Origin of the sequence: Caulobacter sp. CCG-8 (assembly GCF_037402475.1) — a bacterium.
GTDB lineage: Bacteria > Pseudomonadota > Alphaproteobacteria > Caulobacterales > Caulobacteraceae > Caulobacter.
In genome coordinates this window covers 240,576-256,477 of record NZ_JBBEUD010000002.1, presented here as the reverse complement: position 1 = coordinate 256,477, position 15,902 = coordinate 240,576, and the positions used below count along the sequence as shown (strand labels likewise).

At 68.2% G+C, this 15,902-nt stretch carries 15 protein-coding genes; 8 read left to right on the top strand and 7 right to left on the bottom strand.

Translation table 11 applies throughout. The features are described 5' to 3' along the window. Positions 1-53 precede the first annotated feature (53 nt). From WAE60_RS02690 to WAE60_RS02680, 3 genes are read right to left on the bottom strand one after another with little or no spacing between them, the layout of a single operon-like run. Complete coding sequence (locus tag WAE60_RS02690; RefSeq protein ID WP_337684849.1) at positions 54-1,514, bottom strand: efflux transporter outer membrane subunit; 1,461 nt, start codon at positions 1,512-1,514, stop codon at positions 54-56. Continuing rightward, positions 1,498-3,036, bottom strand: a complete 1,539-nt coding sequence (locus WAE60_RS02685; RefSeq protein ID WP_337684848.1) for a DHA2 family efflux MFS transporter permease subunit — start codon at positions 3,034-3,036, stop codon at positions 1,498-1,500. The genes WAE60_RS02690 and WAE60_RS02685 overlap by 17 nt, the downstream gene beginning before the upstream one ends. Then, complete coding sequence (locus tag WAE60_RS02680; RefSeq protein ID WP_337684847.1) at positions 3,033-4,118, bottom strand: HlyD family secretion protein; 1,086 nt, start codon at positions 4,116-4,118, stop codon at positions 3,033-3,035. The genes WAE60_RS02685 and WAE60_RS02680 overlap by 4 nt, the downstream gene beginning before the upstream one ends. Positions 4,119-4,263: 145 nt before the next feature. On the opposite strand from WAE60_RS02680, the gene WAE60_RS02675 reads away from it, so the two are divergent. Both WAE60_RS02675 and WAE60_RS02670 read left to right on the top strand, forming a co-directional pair. Beyond that, a complete protein-coding gene (locus WAE60_RS02675; protein WP_337684846.1) occupies positions 4,264-5,232 on the top strand; it encodes a LysR family transcriptional regulator in 969 nt (322 codons plus the stop codon). Between the two features lie 496 nt (positions 5,233-5,728). Then, positions 5,729-5,971: a hypothetical protein gene (locus WAE60_RS02670; RefSeq protein WP_156035885.1), complete on the top strand. Its 243-nt coding sequence runs from the start codon at positions 5,729-5,731 to the stop codon at positions 5,969-5,971. Between the two features lie 237 nt (positions 5,972-6,208). On the opposite strand, the gene WAE60_RS02665 is transcribed toward WAE60_RS02670, so the two are convergent. Further along, on the bottom strand, positions 6,209-7,267 hold the full coding sequence (locus tag WAE60_RS02665) for a histidine kinase (protein WP_337684844.1): 1,059 nt from the start codon (positions 7,265-7,267) through the stop codon (positions 6,209-6,211). A gap of 23 nt (positions 7,268-7,290) precedes the next feature. Then, positions 7,291-7,959: a response regulator transcription factor gene (locus WAE60_RS02660; protein WP_029917217.1), complete on the bottom strand. Its 669-nt coding sequence runs from the start codon at positions 7,957-7,959 to the stop codon at positions 7,291-7,293. Positions 7,960-8,471: 512 nt separating this feature from the next. Here WAE60_RS02660 and WAE60_RS02655 point away from each other — a divergent pair. Together WAE60_RS02655 and WAE60_RS02650 are read left to right on the top strand one after the other, a co-directional pair. Further along, on the top strand, positions 8,472-9,581 hold the full coding sequence (locus WAE60_RS02655; RefSeq protein WP_051696093.1) for a BamA/TamA family outer membrane protein: 1,110 nt from the start codon (positions 8,472-8,474) through the stop codon (positions 9,579-9,581). A gap of 90 nt (positions 9,582-9,671) precedes the next feature. Then, a complete protein-coding gene (locus tag WAE60_RS02650; RefSeq protein WP_029917213.1) occupies positions 9,672-10,097 on the top strand; it encodes a hypothetical protein in 426 nt (141 codons plus the stop codon). A 66-nt stretch (positions 10,098-10,163) separates the two neighbouring features. On the opposite strand, the gene WAE60_RS02645 is transcribed toward WAE60_RS02650, so the two are convergent. Together WAE60_RS02645 and WAE60_RS02640 are read right to left on the bottom strand one after the other, a co-directional pair. After that, the gene (locus tag WAE60_RS02645) at positions 10,164-11,093 is read right to left on the bottom strand and encodes an HAD family hydrolase (RefSeq protein ID WP_081916973.1); all 930 of its coding nucleotides are present in this window, start codon (positions 11,091-11,093) and stop codon (positions 10,164-10,166) included. Between the two features lie 17 nt (positions 11,094-11,110). Next, positions 11,111-12,085, bottom strand: a complete 975-nt coding sequence (locus WAE60_RS02640) for a formylglycine-generating enzyme family protein (RefSeq protein WP_337684843.1) — start codon at positions 12,083-12,085, stop codon at positions 11,111-11,113. Between the two features lie 270 nt (positions 12,086-12,355). Here WAE60_RS02640 and WAE60_RS02635 point away from each other — a divergent pair, with 270 nt between their 5' ends. The 4 genes from WAE60_RS02635 to WAE60_RS02620 all read left to right on the top strand — a co-directional run bounded on the left by WAE60_RS02635 (position 12,356) and on the right by WAE60_RS02620 (position 15,839). Continuing rightward, positions 12,356-12,493, top strand: a complete 138-nt coding sequence (locus tag WAE60_RS02635; protein ID WP_156035884.1) for a hypothetical protein — start codon at positions 12,356-12,358, stop codon at positions 12,491-12,493. Continuing rightward, positions 12,490-13,131, top strand: a complete 642-nt coding sequence (locus WAE60_RS02630) for a hypothetical protein (protein ID WP_337684841.1) — start codon at positions 12,490-12,492, stop codon at positions 13,129-13,131. Before WAE60_RS02635 ends, WAE60_RS02630 begins: the two co-directional genes overlap by 4 nt. Before the next feature lie 27 nt (positions 13,132-13,158). Beyond that, positions 13,159-14,163: an HAD family hydrolase gene (locus WAE60_RS02625; RefSeq protein WP_337684839.1), complete on the top strand. Its 1,005-nt coding sequence runs from the start codon at positions 13,159-13,161 to the stop codon at positions 14,161-14,163. Positions 14,164-14,300: 137 nt separating this feature from the next. Then, positions 14,301-15,839: an arylsulfatase gene (locus WAE60_RS02620; protein ID WP_051696104.1), complete on the top strand. Its 1,539-nt coding sequence runs from the start codon at positions 14,301-14,303 to the stop codon at positions 15,837-15,839. The last annotated feature ends 63 nt before the right edge of the window (positions 15,840-15,902 follow it).

Below are 15,902 nucleotides of genomic sequence, written 5' to 3'. Positions count from 1 at the left end.
GGCTGGGCCGGCCGCACAAGCAACTGGCCTGACCAGATTCTGAATTTGGTCAGTTAAGTCGCCGCGCTCCGCCAATCGGCGCCCGACGCCGCGAACAGGCGCACCGCGTCGGCCAGGCGTTGCCCCTGGGCGCGCACCCGGGAGGCCTGGATCTCGTGGACGCGGCGCTGGGCGTCGAGCACCTCCAGCAAGGTGCCGCCGCCCTTGTCGTAGGCGACGCGGGCCAGGCGCAGGCTCTCGCCGGCCTGAGCTTCGGAACGGCCGTAGGCGGCGATGGCCGCGTCGTCGGCGTTCAGGGCCGACAGGGCGTCGGCCACCTGGGCGAAGGCGGTCAGCACCGTCTGCTGGTAGCGGGCCGACGAGGCCACGGCCGCTTCGCGCGCCTGCTGCCGGCGGGCCTTCAGGGCGCCGCCGTTGAAGATCGGCGCGGTCAGGCCGCCGCCGACGCTCCAGGCGGTGGCGTCGTAGAAGAAGAAATCCGACGGGTTCAGCGAGCCCTGGGTCAGGGACGCGGTCAGCTTGACGTTCGGATAGAGGTCGGCGGTCGCCACCCCGATGTCGGCGGTGGCGGCGTGGAGGTCGGCCTCGGCGGCCAGGATGTCGGGGCGCTTGCGGACCAGGGCCGAGGGCAGGGCGACCGGCACGGGCGCGGCCAGGTTCAGTTCGGCCAGGGTGAAGTCCGGCGCGGTCCAGTCGGCGGGCGTGCGGCCGACCAGCAGGGCCAGGGCGTGGCGCGCCGCGGCCAGCTGCCCCTGCAGGGGCGGCAGCAGGGCGCGATCCTGCTCCAGCTGGCTCTGGGCCGAGACCCGCGCCGTGGCGGTCGAGCCGCCCAGGACGTTGGCGCGATGGACCAGGTCGATGTTCGCCTGGTCGGCGGCGATCATCTGGTTCACCGCGTCGATCTGGGCGCTCAGGGTGGCGATGGTCAGGGCCTGGAGGGCGACGTTGGCCGTCAGGGTCAGATAGGCCGCGTCGCTCCGCCGGCCTTGCGCCTCGGCCCGCGCCGCCGCGCCTTCGATGCGGCGCCTGTTCCCGCCGAACAGGTCGAGGTCGTAGCCGACGGCGCCGCCCACCGAATAGAGGTTGAAGGTCGGGTTCTCCAGCTTGACGTCGCCGAAGCTGGTGAAGCCGAAGGCCTGGAGGTTGGCGCGCTCGCGGTTCACCCCGGCCGTGGCGTCGACCTGCGGACCGGCCGCGCCGCGCGCCTGGGCCAGGGCGGACTGGGACTGCCGCAGGGTGGCGTCGGCCTCGGCCAGGGTGGGGCTGTCGGCCAGGGCCTGGCGGATCGTGGCGTCGAGGGCCGGCGAGCCGAAGGCGTTCCACCAGGGCCCGACCGAGGCGGCGGCGTCTAGACGGGCCTCGGCGGGCGTGGCCTCGCCGGCGGCCGCATAGCCGGTGGCCTTGGGCGCGGCCGGCTGGGCGAAATCCGGACCCACGGTCGTGCAGGCGCCGGCCATCACGGCCAGGCTGACGGAAGCGGCGAGGGTGGCGAGGCGTTTAGTGTTCGGCGACATGGACGGTCTCTTCCCCCGGGGTCTTCTTCTTCGGGGTTCGCATCAGGAGGATCATGGGGGCGCAGAGGATGGTGATGCCCAGCATCAGCTGGAAATCGTCGATGTAGGACAGCATCGAGGCCTGCTTGGTGATCTGGCCGTTGAACCGGGCCATGCCCTCGATCGTGGCGAAGACCTGCGGCGCATAGGCCTGGAACAGCGGATTGTCGGGTCCCGCGTGGGTGATCAGCACCGCGTGGTGGGTCTCGATGCCGCTGACGAAGCGGGCCTGCATGATCGAGATGCCGGCCGCCGAGCCGATGTTGCGGATCAGGGTGAACAGGCCCGCGCCCTCGGCCCGGTGCTGCGGCTTGACCGTGGCGAAGGCGATGGTGCTGAGCGGGACGAAGATCAGGCCGGTGCCGACGCCCGACAGGAAGCCGGAGACGATGATCAGGTGGGTGTCCATGCCCAGGCTGAACTGGGTCATCATCCACAGCGACACCGCGCTGACCGACAGGCCGACCAGCAGGATCAGCTTGATGCTCATCCGGCCGATCAGCTGGCCGACGGCGAACATCGCCAGGAACGAGCCGATGCCGCGCGGCATGCTGACCAGACCCGTGAAGGCCACCGGATAGCCCAGCAGGTTCTGCATCATGGGCGGCAGCAGGGCCAGGACGCTATAGAGCAGGATGCCGATGAAGAAGCCGAACACGCAGCAGGTGACGAAGTTGGTGTCGGCCAGCAGGGCGCGGTCGACGAACGGCTTCTTCGCCGTTGCCAGCTGCACGCCGAAGATCCACAGCGAGATGATCCCGACGATCAGATAGATCCAGATCTCGCTCGACCCGAACCAGTCCTGGCTGGGACCGCGGTCCAGCATCATCTGGAAGCCGCCGATCGCCAGGGCCAGGCTGGCGAAGCCCAGCACGTCGAACCGGCGCTTCTCGGCGCTCTTCTTCTCGGACAGGAACAGGAAGACGCCGGCGAAGGCCAGGATGCCGATCGGCAGGTTGATGAAGAACACCCAGCGCCAGTCGAGGTTGTCGGTCAGCCAGCCGCCCAGGGCCGGCCCCAGGATCGGGCCCAGCACCGCGCCGGCGCCCCAGATGGCCATGGCCGAGCCGTGCTTCTCGGGCGGGTTGATGTCCAGCAGCACCGCTTGCGACAGCGGGATCAGGGCCGCGCCGAACAGGCCCTGCAGCAGGCGGAACAGCACGATCTCGACCAGGCTGCCGGCGATCCCGCACAGCATCGAGGCCGCCGTGAAGCCGGCGATCGACACCAGGAAGACCATCTTGCGCCCGATGCGGTCGGCCAGGAAGCCGGTCAGGGGCGTCATGATCGTCGCGGCGACGATGTAGGAGGTCAGCACCCAGGTGATCTGCTCGGCCGAGGCCGAGACGCTGCCCTGGATGTGCGGCAGGGCGACGTTGGCGATCGTCGTGTCCAGCGAGTTCATGATCGTCGCCAGCATGACCGAGATCGTGATCGCGACCCGATTGGCCGCGTCGCCCTTGCCGTTGCCGGCGCCGGTCATTTCGCGCTCGCATCCTTGGCGGATCGGACATCGACCTTGGCCTTGGCGCTCAGGCCCGCGCTGAGCTGCGGGACCTCCTCGTCGAGGGCCAGGCGCACGGGCAGGCGCTGGACCACCTTGACCCAGTTGCCGGTGGCGTTCTCGGGCGGCAGCAGGGCGAAGCTGGAGCCGGTGCCGGGGCTGAAGCTGACGACGTGGGCCTTCAGCACGCGGTCATAGGCGTCGACCTTGATCGTCGCCGGTTGGCCGATACGCATGTGGGCCAGTTGGTCTTCCTTGAAATTGGCCTCGATCCAGGGCCGGCCCGAGACGAGCCAGAACAGGGTCTGGGAGGCGGCGACGCGGTTGCCGACCTGGAGCTGCTCGACCTTGGTGACCACGCCGTCGGCCGGCGCGACGATGGTGGCGTAGCTGAGGTCCAGCTTGGCGCGGTCCAGGGCGGCCTTTGCCTGCATGACCTTGGGCTGCTGGTCCGCGGCCACGTCGACCCGGCCGCCGATGTCGGCCAGGGCCGAGGCGATCTGCTGACGGACCACCGCGACCTGGCGGCGGGCCTGTTCGGCGGCGTGGGCGGCTTCGTCGGCCTGGGCCTTGGTGGCGACGCCGGCGGCGGCCAGGTCCCGCTGGCGGACCGCCTCGCGCTCCGTATAGGCGACCGTCTCCTGGGCGGCGGCCAGGTCGGCGTTGCGCTGCTCGTAGACGGCGCGCGACCCCTGCGTCTCGAAGCGCGCGGTGGCCAGGGCCGCCTCGGCCTGGGCGACCGCGACCTGGAAGTCCGACGGATCGAGCCGGAACAGGACCTGGCCCTTCTTGACCGCCTGGTTCTCGCCGACCTCGATCTCGATCACCCGTCCCGCCACGCTGGGGCTGATGGCCGCGCGCGCCGCCTGGACATAGGCGTCGTCGGTGGTCTCGAACTTGCCGCCGGTCAGGACGAAGAACGCCACGACGGCCAGGACGATCAGCGGGCCGCCGATCATCAGCGGCCAGCGCAGTCTCTGGCCCAGGGTGCGTTGCTGACGCTTCCGGGCCGCGTCTTCCTCGACCTCGGCGATCGCCTGATAGCCTTCCGCGTCGCTCACGCAATACTCCACGCCCAAGCGGCCGGCGCTCGCGCCAGCCGCGGTTCTCATCCGGTTTGAGGGGAAGGGCCGGGGAGGGCCTTACCTTGACCGGGAGATAGGACTCCCAAGGTCATGAGCAAAATGATATTCCGTCACGGATATCATGAACGATGCGCATTTCAGAACCCTCGACCTCAACCTGCTGCGGGTGTTCGACGCCCTGCTGGAGGAGGAGAGCGCGACGCGGGCGGGCTCCAAGCTGGGCCTGACCCAGTCGGCGATCAGCCACGCCCTGGGCCGTCTGCGCCTGTCGCTGGGCGACGAACTGTTCGTCCGCGGCCCCTCCGGCCTGCAGGCGACGCCGCGCGCGGTCGAGATGGGTGGACCGGTCCGCGCGGCCCTGAAGATGCTGGAGGCCGCCGTCACGGCCTCGCGCTTCGATCCCGCCGTCGATCAACGCACCTTCCACATCAGCGCCAGCGCCTATCTGTGCTCGGTGCTGATGCCGGGCGTGGTCCGGCGCGTCCAGGTCCAGGCGCCCGGCGTGAAGCTGCGCATCCGGGGGATCGAAGGCCCCCTGGCCGAGGACCTCGACCACGGCCGGCTGGACATGGTGATCGGCGGCTTCGAGCATGTCGCGCCGCGCTTCCTGCACAAACCGCTGTTCACCGAGACCGGCGTCTGGGTGATCCGCGTCGACCATCCGGTCGCCCTGGCCGCCGGTCCGGACGGGATCACGCCGCAGGCCCTGGCGGGCGTTCCCTATCTGGTCGTCTCCGGCGGCCAGGAGAACGAGGAGATGCGGCGGGGATCGCGGCGCGAACTTGGCCTGCGGCGCATCACCAGCTGGAGCGACGACTACGCCCTGCCGTCGACGCGCGGGCTGAAGGGGCCCGTGACCGTGCCGGACGCGTCCTCGGCCCTGGTGATGGTCAGCCAAACCGACATGGCGGCTTTGCTGCCCCGGCGCCTGGCCACCCTGGCCGCCGATCGCGGCGCCGTCGTCCTGGTGGAGCCCACCCGCCATCCCGAACCGGCCCAGTTCGGCGCGGTGATCCGGGGTGGCGAGAGCGAAACCGGTCCCGTGGCCTGGCTCATGCGCCTGGTGGCCGAGTCCGCCGCCGAGCTCTGAAGGCCGCCGTCTGCCCCCGCACCCCGTTGCGCAATCTCCACAGTTTGACGGAAAACCCTGAACCCCTATCACTCAGTAGGTCGTTTTCCGGGTGTCGAAGCGGGGTTCGCCTGATTTCAGATCGCTCGGGACGCCCTGATAAGGGTGGACGGTCCAGAAGAAACATCCCACGCATTATACGAATATGTGTTTGTCGCGCGGTCCCCGCGTAGCGAGGACGGCGCCGCGAACGTCGCGCGCCGTTCGCTCTGGTCCGGGAGAATTCACGACGGGTCGGCTGACCGCTTCTCTTTTCAGCCGCGCCGCCGCACTAATTAGCTTCTTGAACGACCCAAATAACGTTTCGCCCGTTCTACTCTGATGTCGTCCTGGGATTCGCCTACGGGGAGTCGGTCGTGGCGCAGCTTGATCTTCATGGCTACCGTCGAACCATCGCCAAGACCCGATCGCGTTCCGTCCCTATCCGTTGGCGCCCTGCCTCCTCAGCGACATGCCGATGACAAATCTTGAGATCCGAGTCGCCGCGTTGCAGTTCCTGAGCCTCCGCCTGTGCGCGGCGCTTTCGCTCGAGCAGCTCGAGGAGATCCGACAGTCGACCCTGGACGGGGTGAGGGCGTCGGACGTCGAGTCGATGCAGATGCAGTCGGAGTTCCTGAAGCTGCTCGACGACGCCATCGACCGCGCCCGCCAGAAACAGGCCGCCACCACCGCGATCAAGAGTTCGGTTCACCTGGCCTGAGCATTTCCCTCGGCCATAAGGGTTTTCGCGCCTCTTCCTAGGGTTTGACCTGATGGCGCTCGCGTCGGCGCGGCGGCAATCTGGACCTGCTCGCGCGTCAAGGCGTCACCCCCGATTTCCCTTGGCAAGCTCCGGTTCGCTCATCCCCCAAGAGCGCGGCCGTGGTTGCGGGTCGAGAGCCGGCCCACATGTCCCGACGCATGTGATGGGCCGGCTCTCCCACGCCTTCTCGTCAGATCAGTCCTCGCCCTCGGGCAGGAACGGCACCCAGGCCTCCAGGGCCAGGCCCGGTTCGGCGTTGCGCAGGGTCAGATGGCCCTTGAGGAATTCGAGGCGCAGACGCATGCCCTCGAGCCCGACGCCGGACGCGCCGCCCCGCCGAGGCGGCAGGCCGGAGCCGAAATCGCGGACGGCCAGAAGCACCATCTCGCCGGCGATCCTCAGCCTGACCAGCGCCTGCTGGCTTCCGGAATGGCTGTGGACGTTGGCCAGGGCCTCCTGCACCACGCGGTACAGCGCGATCTCCGTGGCGTGGGAGAGCCGAGGGAAGTCGTCCGGGATGTCGATGGTCACCGCCACGTCGGCGCGTCGCGAGAACCCGGTCGCGAACTGCCGGATCGCCGCCGCCAGCCCCAGATGCTCCAGGGCCGGCGGATGGAGCAGGTAGGCGAAGCTGCGGATTTCGTCCAAGGCGTTGGACAGCAGCCCCGACACCTCGTCGCGGACCGCGCTCGTGCTGGCCGGATCCCGGGCGTCCAGACGCCGCAGCATCAGCTTGGCGCCCGCCAGGTGCTGGGCGGTGCTGTCATGCAGTTCCCGGGCGATGCGCCGCCGCTCGGCGTCCTCGGCGAGCAGCAGGCGCGCCGTGGCCTCCCGCAAGCCCAGCTCGGCCCGGCGCTGGATCGAGATGTCCTCGTGGGCCACGATGAGAAAGGGCCGATCCAGACGCCCGACACGCACGGCCGACAGCTTGACCCAGCGGGGACCGGCGTCCAGCGGCATGACGTATTCGTGCCGGAAAGGGCCGCTCCCGCCGGCCAGCAGCGCCCGGAGACCGGCCGCCACCGCGTCGCCGCCCGGCGTGCCCAGCCGATCGCAGAAGCCGATATAGTTGCAGCCTATGGCGTGATCGACGGCCTTGACGTCGTTGAGGTCGAGGAACTGAACCCACGCGTCGTTGACCGCCAGGATCTCGCCGGACTCGTCGATGACCGCGACGTTGGCCGTGAACGCGTCCAGGGCGGACTCGAAGAACGCCGGGTCGAAGCCGCCGGCCATGCGCTTGCCCGTGTGCATTCAGCGGCGCCTTGGGATGGAGGCTAGGCCTCGATCAACTTGTTGCGGATCGCATAGCGCACGATGTCCGCCAGCGAATGGGCTCCCAGCTTTCGCATGATGTTGCCGCGGTGGCTCTCGACGGTCTTGACGCTGATGTCGAGCATCGAGGCGATGACCTTGTTGCTGCGGGACTCGGCGAGGAGCTGGACGATCAGCAGTTCGCGCGTCGTCAGGGTCTCCGACCCTTCGATGACTTCCCCCAGGCCATGCCCGCCGGGCGAGAGATAGCCGCGCAGCACCGCATCGGTGATCCCGGGGCAGAAGTAGGGCTTGTGGTTCAGCAGCGAGGCCACGGCGGCGATGATGTTGTCGGTCGAGGCCGACTTGAGCACGAAGCCGCGCGCGCCGGCGCTGAACACCTCGCGCACCAGCTGTTCGCTGTCGTGCATGGTGAAGATCAGCAGCTCGGTGTGGGTCTTCAGCTTGCGCACGTCGCGGGCGACGATGACGCCGCTGAGGTCGGGCATGCTGATGTCCAGGATCATGACGTCCGGGACCAGCTCCTTGGCCAGACGGACGGCGTCGCGTCCGTTGGAGGCCTCTCCGCAGATCGTCCAGCCGGGCTGCGACTCCAAGGCTTCGCGCAGCCCCGCCCGGACGATCGAATGATCGTCGGCGAGCAGGATGGTCGGCGCGCTAGGCACGGGCATCGTCAGTTCTCGCTCCGATAGTAATTCGCATTATAATTGTCAGCTTTTAGACGAAATGCTCGCTGAATTTTCCGCGAGAGGTTGTGAAACACCCCATCACCGGCGCTTTTGATCGCGCGGTGGACTGGGTTGATGAGGTTGGGGAATAGAGGTTCGCCGACGCGACCGGCCCGATCGACGCCCTGGTGAACGCTGGGGGTTTTTCCGCCGAGAACCTCGGCGAAACATCCAATCCCCCGACAAACAAGCGCCGTCCCGGTGAAGGCCGTGGCGACTCTAGGCATTTTGACAGCTCTTCCCTCTACCCGGGAAGCACGGTTGCAGCGCTCCGTCGCTCTAATCTACCCGGTAAAACCCTTAGTCGCCCTCCCTAAATCCCCCGATGGTTTGGCGCTTGGGGCAATCCATCCGGGAAATACTGGGGCTTCCACAAGGGGGGCTAGGACTTCACCTGATTGTTCGGCTCTGACCAGCGCCCAAAGTTGACGGGATAAAGCCGAAGGCCGTCCGTCATGCGAAGCCTGCTCCTTTGCGGAATTCTGATCGCTTCGCCGGCCGCCTCGTGGGCGCAGGACGTCGAGACCTCCGCCACCAGCCTGCGGACGCCGGCCGAACAGGTCGGCAGCATGAAGCCCAGCTTCGTGGTCATGCCGATCCCCTTGTCCAATCCCGCCATCGGTAGCGGCCTCGGGGTGGTGGGCCTGGCGCTCTACAAGCCGAGCGGATCGGCCCGCCCCTGGACCAGCGGCGCCGGCGGCCTCTACACCGACAGCAAGAGCTGGGCGGTGGCCGCGTTCCAGAAGGCCTATCTGGGCGGCGACAAGTACCGGGTCACCGCGGGGGCGGGGACCGGGGTGTTCAACGTCGACTACTTCGGCATCGGCTCGGACGCCGGCTCCGACGGACGATCGATCGAGCTGGAACAGAAGACCACGGGCGGGGTCGTCGAAGGGCTCATGCACGTGAAGCAGCACGTCCACGCGGGCCTGCGCTTCCGCTACATCAAGATGGACTCGACCTTCAAGACGACGAGCCTCCTGCCGCAGTTCGAGCTGCCCGACATCGAGCTGCAGAGCACGGTCTCGCAGCTCGGCCCGGCCATCGAGTACGACACCCGCGACAGCGAGTACTATCCACGGTCCGGGACCTACGCCAGCGGCCAGTGGCTGGTGTCGTCCGACAACCTCGGCAGCGACTTCGACTATTCGCGCCTCACCGCGGCGGTGAACGGCTATCACGACGTCAACGACAGGACCGTGGTGGCCTGGCGCGGATCGGTCTGCCGGTCCACCGACGGCGGGCCGTTCTACGACCTCTGCAACTACGGCCAGAGCAACGACCTGCGCGGCTACACCGCCGGCCAGTATCGCGACCACGCCATGTTCGCGGTCCAGGCCGAGGTCCGGCGCAAGATCTACGGGCGCTTCGGGGCGGTCGCCTTCGCCGGGGTCGGCGAGGTGGCCCCCGAGTTCGCCAAGTTCAACACCAAGGACCTGCTGCCGGCGGCCGGGATCGGCGTCCGCTTCGAGGCGTCCACCAAGTACCACCTCAACATGAGCGTCGACTACGCCGTCGGGGACGGCTCGTCGGCCCTCTACTTCTATGTCGGCGAGGCCTTCTGATGGTCGGCGCGCGTCCCGTCGCGACGACCCAGCCGCGCGACCGTCCGCTTTCCCCGGGGCCGAGGCCCCATTCCCCTGGAGGTCTGTAGGATGCGTAGACTGGTTCTCATCACCGCCGTGGCGCTGCTCTCGGCGTCAGCCGCGAACGCCCAGCAACTGCTCGCCGACTCCAACAAGGACGGCAAGGTGACGCAGAAGGAATATCAGGACAGCCGCCGGACCTTCCTGATGCGCGCCGACAAGGACAAGGACGGCAAGCTCAGCAACGCCGAGTGGACCAAGGGCGCGGAACTGGTGAAGGCGCAGGTCCGCGACGAGGGCGTCGACGGCTGGCCGAAGATCGGCAAGGCCGGGCTGTTCGGCATCCTCGACACCGACAAGGACGGCTTCGTCACCCCGGCGGAGATCGACGCCTATTACGGCCCGCGGTTCGCCACCTTCGACACCAACCACGACGGCGTCGTCACCCGGTCGGAAGCCAATGCGGCCGAAAAGGCGGCCCGCAAGGGCGGCTGATCGCCGCTCGAGCGGCGCATCGCGCCCGTCGACGGGAGTCGACGGGCCATTGTTCCGTCCGGCGGCCTAGAGGGTCTTGTCGCGAAACAGCCGCGACCAGTCGTCCTTCATGCTGACGACCGTCCAGCCGCGCTCGATCGCCGTGCTCAGGGCCACGTCCAGCTTTCCGACGTGGGTGTCCTTGTCGTAGGCGTATTCGCGCTCGGCGTCGTCGTGATGCAGCAGCATGGGCAGCCGCCGGCCGGGTCCCGAGGCGGTGTATTCCAGCATCGCCAGGTCGCCGTCGGAATTGCCGAACGCCAGGATCGGCCGCCGGCCGATGTGCAGGGCGATATTGACCGGCTTCTCCGCGTACTCGTTGAACGACTGCAGTTCGGGCAACTTGCGGATCTCGCCGCGACGGCCGTTCAGCCGGAATTCGGTCTTGCCGCTGGAGCCGATCACCCGCTCGCGCGGCACCCCGTAGGTCTGCTCGCTGAACATCCGGACCACGTCGATCCCGCCGGCCGTGACGATGAAATTCCGGAAGTCGTTGGCCGCCAGATAGGCCAGCAGCTCGCGCATGGGCTGGTAGGCGAGGGCGGGGTAGGGCCGGTCGAAGCGGGGGTGCCGGGCCTCGGTCAGCCAGGTCGCCACCTCCAGGGCGAACGACTCCTCGGTGGCGTGGGCGTGGAGATGCAGCAGGAGCTCGACCACCTCCTGCTTTCCACAGGCGGCCAGCGCCGGCAGGTCCTGGTTGACGAACGCCTGGAACACCGGCTTGGCGGCCAGTTCGGGATGCGACGCCGCCATGGTCTTGGCGCGGTCCAGGGCGAACATGCCCTGGGCGTAGAGGGGATGTTCCACCCAGAGGGTGCCGTCGTTGTCGAACACGGCGATGCGGTCGGCGGGCGCCACGTAGTCTCGGCCGCCGGGCCGCGTGACCCGCGCCACGAAGTCCAGGATCTTCCGCCTGGGCGAGGTGTCGGACCAACTCGGTAACGGGACTTTGGTCATGGTCGCCTCCGAGCGGCTCAGGCACGGGATCTGACGATGCAGCGGAACCCCACGTGCGAGGCCGAGGTGTCGATCGGCTGCGCGTGCCGCGCCGCCGGCCGATAGCGCTTGCAGTAGCTCGGCGCGCACAGGTGCGAGCCGCCCTTCAGCACCTTCCGGGGGATCGGAAGCCCCCCGGGTTCGCGGCTGTCCTCCTCGGATCCGCCTCTAGGATTCTTGGCCGCGCAGCAGCGGGGCGTTCCGCTTTCCGCGTCGGGCGTGGACCACCAGTCCGCCGTCCACTCCCAGGTGTTGCCGATCATGTCGTGGAGGCCGTGGCCGTTGGCCGGATAGGCGCCGACCGGCGAGGTCCTGGCCCAGCCGTCCTCCAGGGTGTTCTGGTGCGGGAACGCGCCCTGCCAGGTGTTGGCCATGTGCCGGCCGTCCTGCAGGAAGGTGTCGCCCCAGGCGTATTCGGCGCCGTCCAGCCCTCCGCGCGCCGCCAGCTCCCATTCCGCCTCGGTCGGGATCTCCAGCCCCGCCCACTCGGCGTAGGCCACGACATCGACCCAGGCGACGTGGACCACCGGGTGGTCGCCCAGCCCCTCGAGATCGCTCGCCGGACCATACGGATGACGCCAGTCCGCGCCCTGGACGAAAGCCCACCATTGCAGGTGATGGCGCAGGTCGACCGCGTTGCGCGGCGGGGTGAACACCATCGAGGAGGCCACCAGCAACGCCGGATCGGCGCCGGGATAGTCCTTCGGATCGGGCGGCAGTTCGGCGAAGGTGACATAGCCCGTGGCGTTCACGAACTGGGCGAACTGTCGATTGGTGACCGGATGGGGGTCGATCCAGAACCCGTCGACGGCGACCCGGCGCGCCGGCCGCTCCTCCGGATAGTGATCGTCGGACCCTATGGTGAACACGCCGCCGGGAATCCAGACCATCGCTTCGCGCAGGGGCCTGCGCCAGACCTTGGGGGAGGGAGCGGTACCGTCGAGATGCTTCATCCTGCTCCCCTTCGACCCCAGCGGTCGTCGGCGTCGAAGGCGGGCGCGCAAGTCCGCATGGCCCACCGTCGCCGCGAGATTTTAAAAGGGATCATGGGCGGGGACGCTGATCGATCAGGCGATCCCCCGGGGCTCGAAGGGAAGATTCCCTACCGATCCGACCATCCGTGCTGGTTTCACCCCGAGCGCCTCGGCGCTTCGCCGGATAGCGTGCGCGCGGCAAAGGCCCTTTGCTTACGCCCCTGGAAGCCCGTCACCCCGAGGTCGTGCATGGAGCTGCTGCTGCGGGATTGCGCCGGCTCCGTCGCGCCGGCCGCCGAGCTCTGTTCGGCGCTCTGCATCGCGGTCGGCATGGTGGAAACCCTGGTTCGGGCCGCCGGGGCCGAAGAGGCGAGGGCGCGGTCATGAGCGAACGGTTCGATCGCGCCTGGTTCGTCGAGGTCTCGGCCGCCCTGGTGATCTCGCTGGCCGCCGCCATGACCTCGTGGGTCGGCTTCCAGGCGGCCCTGTGGGACGGCGAGCAGGCGTCGCACTACGCCCAGGCCGGGGCCGCGCGCGCCGAAGCCACCGCCGCGGTCTCCGCCGGCGGGCAGCTGCAAACGGCGGACCTTCTGATGTTCCAGGGCTGGCTCAACGCCGCCGCCCAGGACGAGCCCGCCCTCCAGGCCTTCTACCGGCAGCGCTTCCGGCCCGAGTTCGCCACCGCGTTCGAAGCCTGGACCAGGACCGGGCCGCTGACCGATCCGGCGGCGCCGGCGTCTCCGTTCGTCATGCCCGAATACCGCTCGGCCCGGCTGGACCAGGCCCAGCGGCTGCAGAAGCACGCCGACGAGCAGTTCGCCCAAGGGCAGAGGGCCAACGACATCGGCGACCGCTTCGTGCGCGCCACCGTGCTGCTGGCCGTGGGGCTGTTCTTCGGCGGCATCGGCCAGACGTTCAAGTCGATCACGATCAAGGGCGTGCTGGTGGCCCTGGCGTTCCTGGTCTGTCTGGCGAGCGGACTTCTGGTCGCCAAGCTGCCCATCCTCGAGCTGAAGTTCTTCTAGTCACGACCAACCTGTCCAGGAGGTGACATGTCTCTTTCCACACGCAGAACCGTCCTCGCCGGGCTCGCCGCCTCATGGGCGCTGGTCGCGACCCAAGGCGCGGCGGCGGCGCCCGCCGATCCGCTGCCCTCGTGGAACCCCGGCCCCGCCAAGACCGCGATCACCGGCTATGTCGCGCGGGTCACCCGCCAAGGCCCCGACTTCGTGCCGCCCGCCGAGCGGATCGCCGTCTTCGACAACGACGGCACGCTGTGGGCCGAGCAGCCGATCTATTTCCAGTTCGCCTTCGCCCTGGAGCGGATCGGCGACCTGGCCGCCAAGAATCCGTCGCTGCGGCAGAACCCGGCCATCGCGGCGATCGCCGATCGCGATCAGGCGGCGATCGCCAAGCTGAGCGAGAAGGACCTGTTCGAGGCGGTGCTCGCCGCCCAGGCCGGCCTGACGACGGAAGAATACCAGGCCGTGGCCAAGGCCTGGCTCGACCAGGCCCGTCATCCCCGGTTCAAGACGCCCTACACGGCGCTGACCTACCAGCCGCAACTGGAGCTGCTGGCCTATCTGCGCGGCGCGGGCTTCAAGACCTATATCGTCTCGGGCGGCGAGGTCCGCTTCATGCGGACCTTCGCGGAGACGTCGTACGGCGTCCCGCCCGAACAGGTCATCGGCACGACCCCCACCACCAAGTTCGAACTGCGGGACGGGAAGGGCGTCCTGGTGGCGCAGCCCGCGCTGGGCAGCCTGGACGACGGTCCCGGCAAGCCCGCCAACATCGACCTGCACATCGGCCGCCAGCCGCTGGTGGCGGTCGGCAATTCCGACGGCGACCTGCAGATGCTGCAGTACTCGGCCTCCAGCACGCGTCCCAACCTGCAGATCCTGGTCCATCACGACGACGCCGTGCGCGAATACGCCTACGACCGGCAGTCGAAGATCGGCAGGCTGGACAAGGCCCTGGACGAGGCCTCGACCCGCGGCTGGACGGTCGTCAGCATGAAGAGCGACTGGAAGACGGTGTTCCCGACCAAGCCCTGACGGCTCCAGGAAATGCGGCCGCGCGACTAGGGTGAACCCCGCGCGCGCGCCGGGGGTCCCGTCGATACTCCTCGTCCGGGCGGCGTGATGAGGTTCGGCCGCCCCGTGTCCTGGGGCGCGACCGCAGGATGACCGTCATGCCCAAAGGAAAACCCAATATCCTCGTCATCTGGGGCGACGATATCGGCATCAGCAACCTGAGCTGCTACTCGCACGGCCTGATGGGTTATCAGACCCCGAACATCGACCGCATCGCCAAGGAAGGCATGATGTTCACCGACAGCTACGGCGAGCAGTCCTGCACCGCCGGTCGGTCGTCGTTCATCACGGGGCAGAGCGTCCTGCGGACGGGCCTGTCGAAGGTCGGCGCCCCGGCGTCCCCGATCGGCATGAACGACAAGCTGGTGACCATCGCCGCGCTGCTGAAGGAGCAGGGCTACGCCACCGGCCAGTTCGGCAAGAACCACCTGGGCGACCTGAACCACATGCTGCCCACCAACCACGGGTTCGACGAGTTCTTCGGCAATCTCTACCACCTCAACGCCGAGGAAGAGCCGGAGATGTACGACTACTATCCGGACAAGGACTTCCCGAACTTCAAGAAGAAGAACGGCCCGCGCGGCGTCATCCACTCGTGGGCCACCGACGTCGACGACCCCACCACCCACGAGCGCTGGGGCAAGGTCGGCAAGCAGAAGATCGAGGAAACCGGCCCGCTGACGAAGGAACGGATGGAGACCTGCGACGACGAGTTCGTCGAGAAGGCCACCGCCTTCATCAAGAAGCAGCAGGCCGACGACAAGCCGTTCTTCGTCTGGCTGAACACGACGCACATGCACATGTTCACGCACACGAAGAAGTCGAGCCTGGGCCAGGCCGGCCGGTGGCAGTCGCCCTATCACGACACCATGATCGACCACGACAAGAACGTCGGCCAGATGCTGGACCTGCTCGACGAGCTGGGCCTGGCCGAGGACACCATCGTGGTCTACTCGACCGACAACGGTCCCCACCGCAACAGCTGGCCGGACGGCGGCATGACGCCCTTCCGCAGTGAAAAGGACACCAACTGGGAAGGCGGCTTCCGCATTCCCGAACTGATCCGTTGGCCCGGCAAGATCAAGGCCGGCGTGGTGTCCAACGAGATCGTCCAGCACCACGACTGGCTGCCGACCTTCCTGGCCGCCGCCGGCGAGCCGGACATCGTCGAGAAGGTCAAGAAGGGCGTCACCGCCTGCGGCCGCCAGTACAAGAACCACATCGACGGGGTGAACCTGCTGCCCTACCTCACCGGCGAGGTCGACAAGAGCCCCCGCAACCTGTTCGTCTACATCAGCGATGACGGCGACATCCTGGCCATCCGATACGACAACTGGAAGGCCGTGTTCATGGAGCAGCGCCTGAAGGGCACGATGGGCATCTGGGCCGAGCCGTTCACGCCGCTGCGGCTGCCCAAGCTGTTCAACCTGCGGACCGACCCGTACGAGTTCGCGGACATCACCTCGAACAGCTACTACGAGTGGTTCCTCTACCACGCCTACATCATCTACGGCGCCTGGGCGGTCGCGGATCAGTTCGCGGCGACCTTCAAGGATTTCCCGCCGGTGCAGAAGCCCAACACCTTCACCATCGGGGACGCGGTCGCCAAGTTGGCCGAGGCGCAGGGCGGCGGCTGACCGGCCTCGCATCCCTGGTTTTCCAAGGGCCGGCGGAGAAATCCGCCGGCCTTCTTGTTGCCG

Bases quoted from the DNA above. Each gene is read 5' to 3' on its own strand.
- WAE60_RS02690 (WP_337684849.1), bottom strand. From the start codon at position 1,514: ATGTCGCCGAACACTAAACGCCTCGCCACCCTCGCCGCTTCCGTCAGC.
- WAE60_RS02685 (WP_337684848.1), bottom strand. From the start codon at position 3,036: ATGACCGGCGCCGGCAACGGCAAGGGCGACGCGGCCAATCGGGTCGCG.
- WAE60_RS02675 (WP_337684846.1), top strand. From the start codon at position 4,264: ATGAACGATGCGCATTTCAGAACCCTCGACCTCAACCTGCTGCGGGTG.
- WAE60_RS02670 (WP_156035885.1), top strand. From the start codon at position 5,729: ATGACAAATCTTGAGATCCGAGTCGCCGCGTTGCAGTTCCTGAGCCTC.
- WAE60_RS02665 (WP_337684844.1), bottom strand. From the start codon at position 7,267: ATGCACACGGGCAAGCGCATGGCCGGCGGCTTCGACCCGGCGTTCTTC.
- WAE60_RS02660 (WP_029917217.1), bottom strand. From the start codon at position 7,959: ATGCCCGTGCCTAGCGCGCCGACCATCCTGCTCGCCGACGATCATTCG.
- WAE60_RS02655 (WP_051696093.1), top strand. From the start codon at position 8,472: ATGCGAAGCCTGCTCCTTTGCGGAATTCTGATCGCTTCGCCGGCCGCC.
- WAE60_RS02650 (WP_029917213.1), top strand. From the start codon at position 9,672: ATGCGTAGACTGGTTCTCATCACCGCCGTGGCGCTGCTCTCGGCGTCA.
- WAE60_RS02645 (WP_081916973.1), bottom strand. From the start codon at position 11,093: ATGACCAAAGTCCCGTTACCGAGTTGGTCCGACACCTCGCCCAGGCGG.
- WAE60_RS02640 (WP_337684843.1), bottom strand. From the start codon at position 12,085: ATGAAGCATCTCGACGGTACCGCTCCCTCCCCCAAGGTCTGGCGCAGG.
- WAE60_RS02635 (WP_156035884.1), top strand. From the start codon at position 12,356: ATGGAGCTGCTGCTGCGGGATTGCGCCGGCTCCGTCGCGCCGGCCGCC.
- WAE60_RS02630 (WP_337684841.1), top strand. From the start codon at position 12,490: ATGAGCGAACGGTTCGATCGCGCCTGGTTCGTCGAGGTCTCGGCCGCC.
- WAE60_RS02625 (WP_337684839.1), top strand. From the start codon at position 13,159: ATGTCTCTTTCCACACGCAGAACCGTCCTCGCCGGGCTCGCCGCCTCA.
- WAE60_RS02620 (WP_051696104.1), top strand. From the start codon at position 14,301: ATGCCCAAAGGAAAACCCAATATCCTCGTCATCTGGGGCGACGATATC.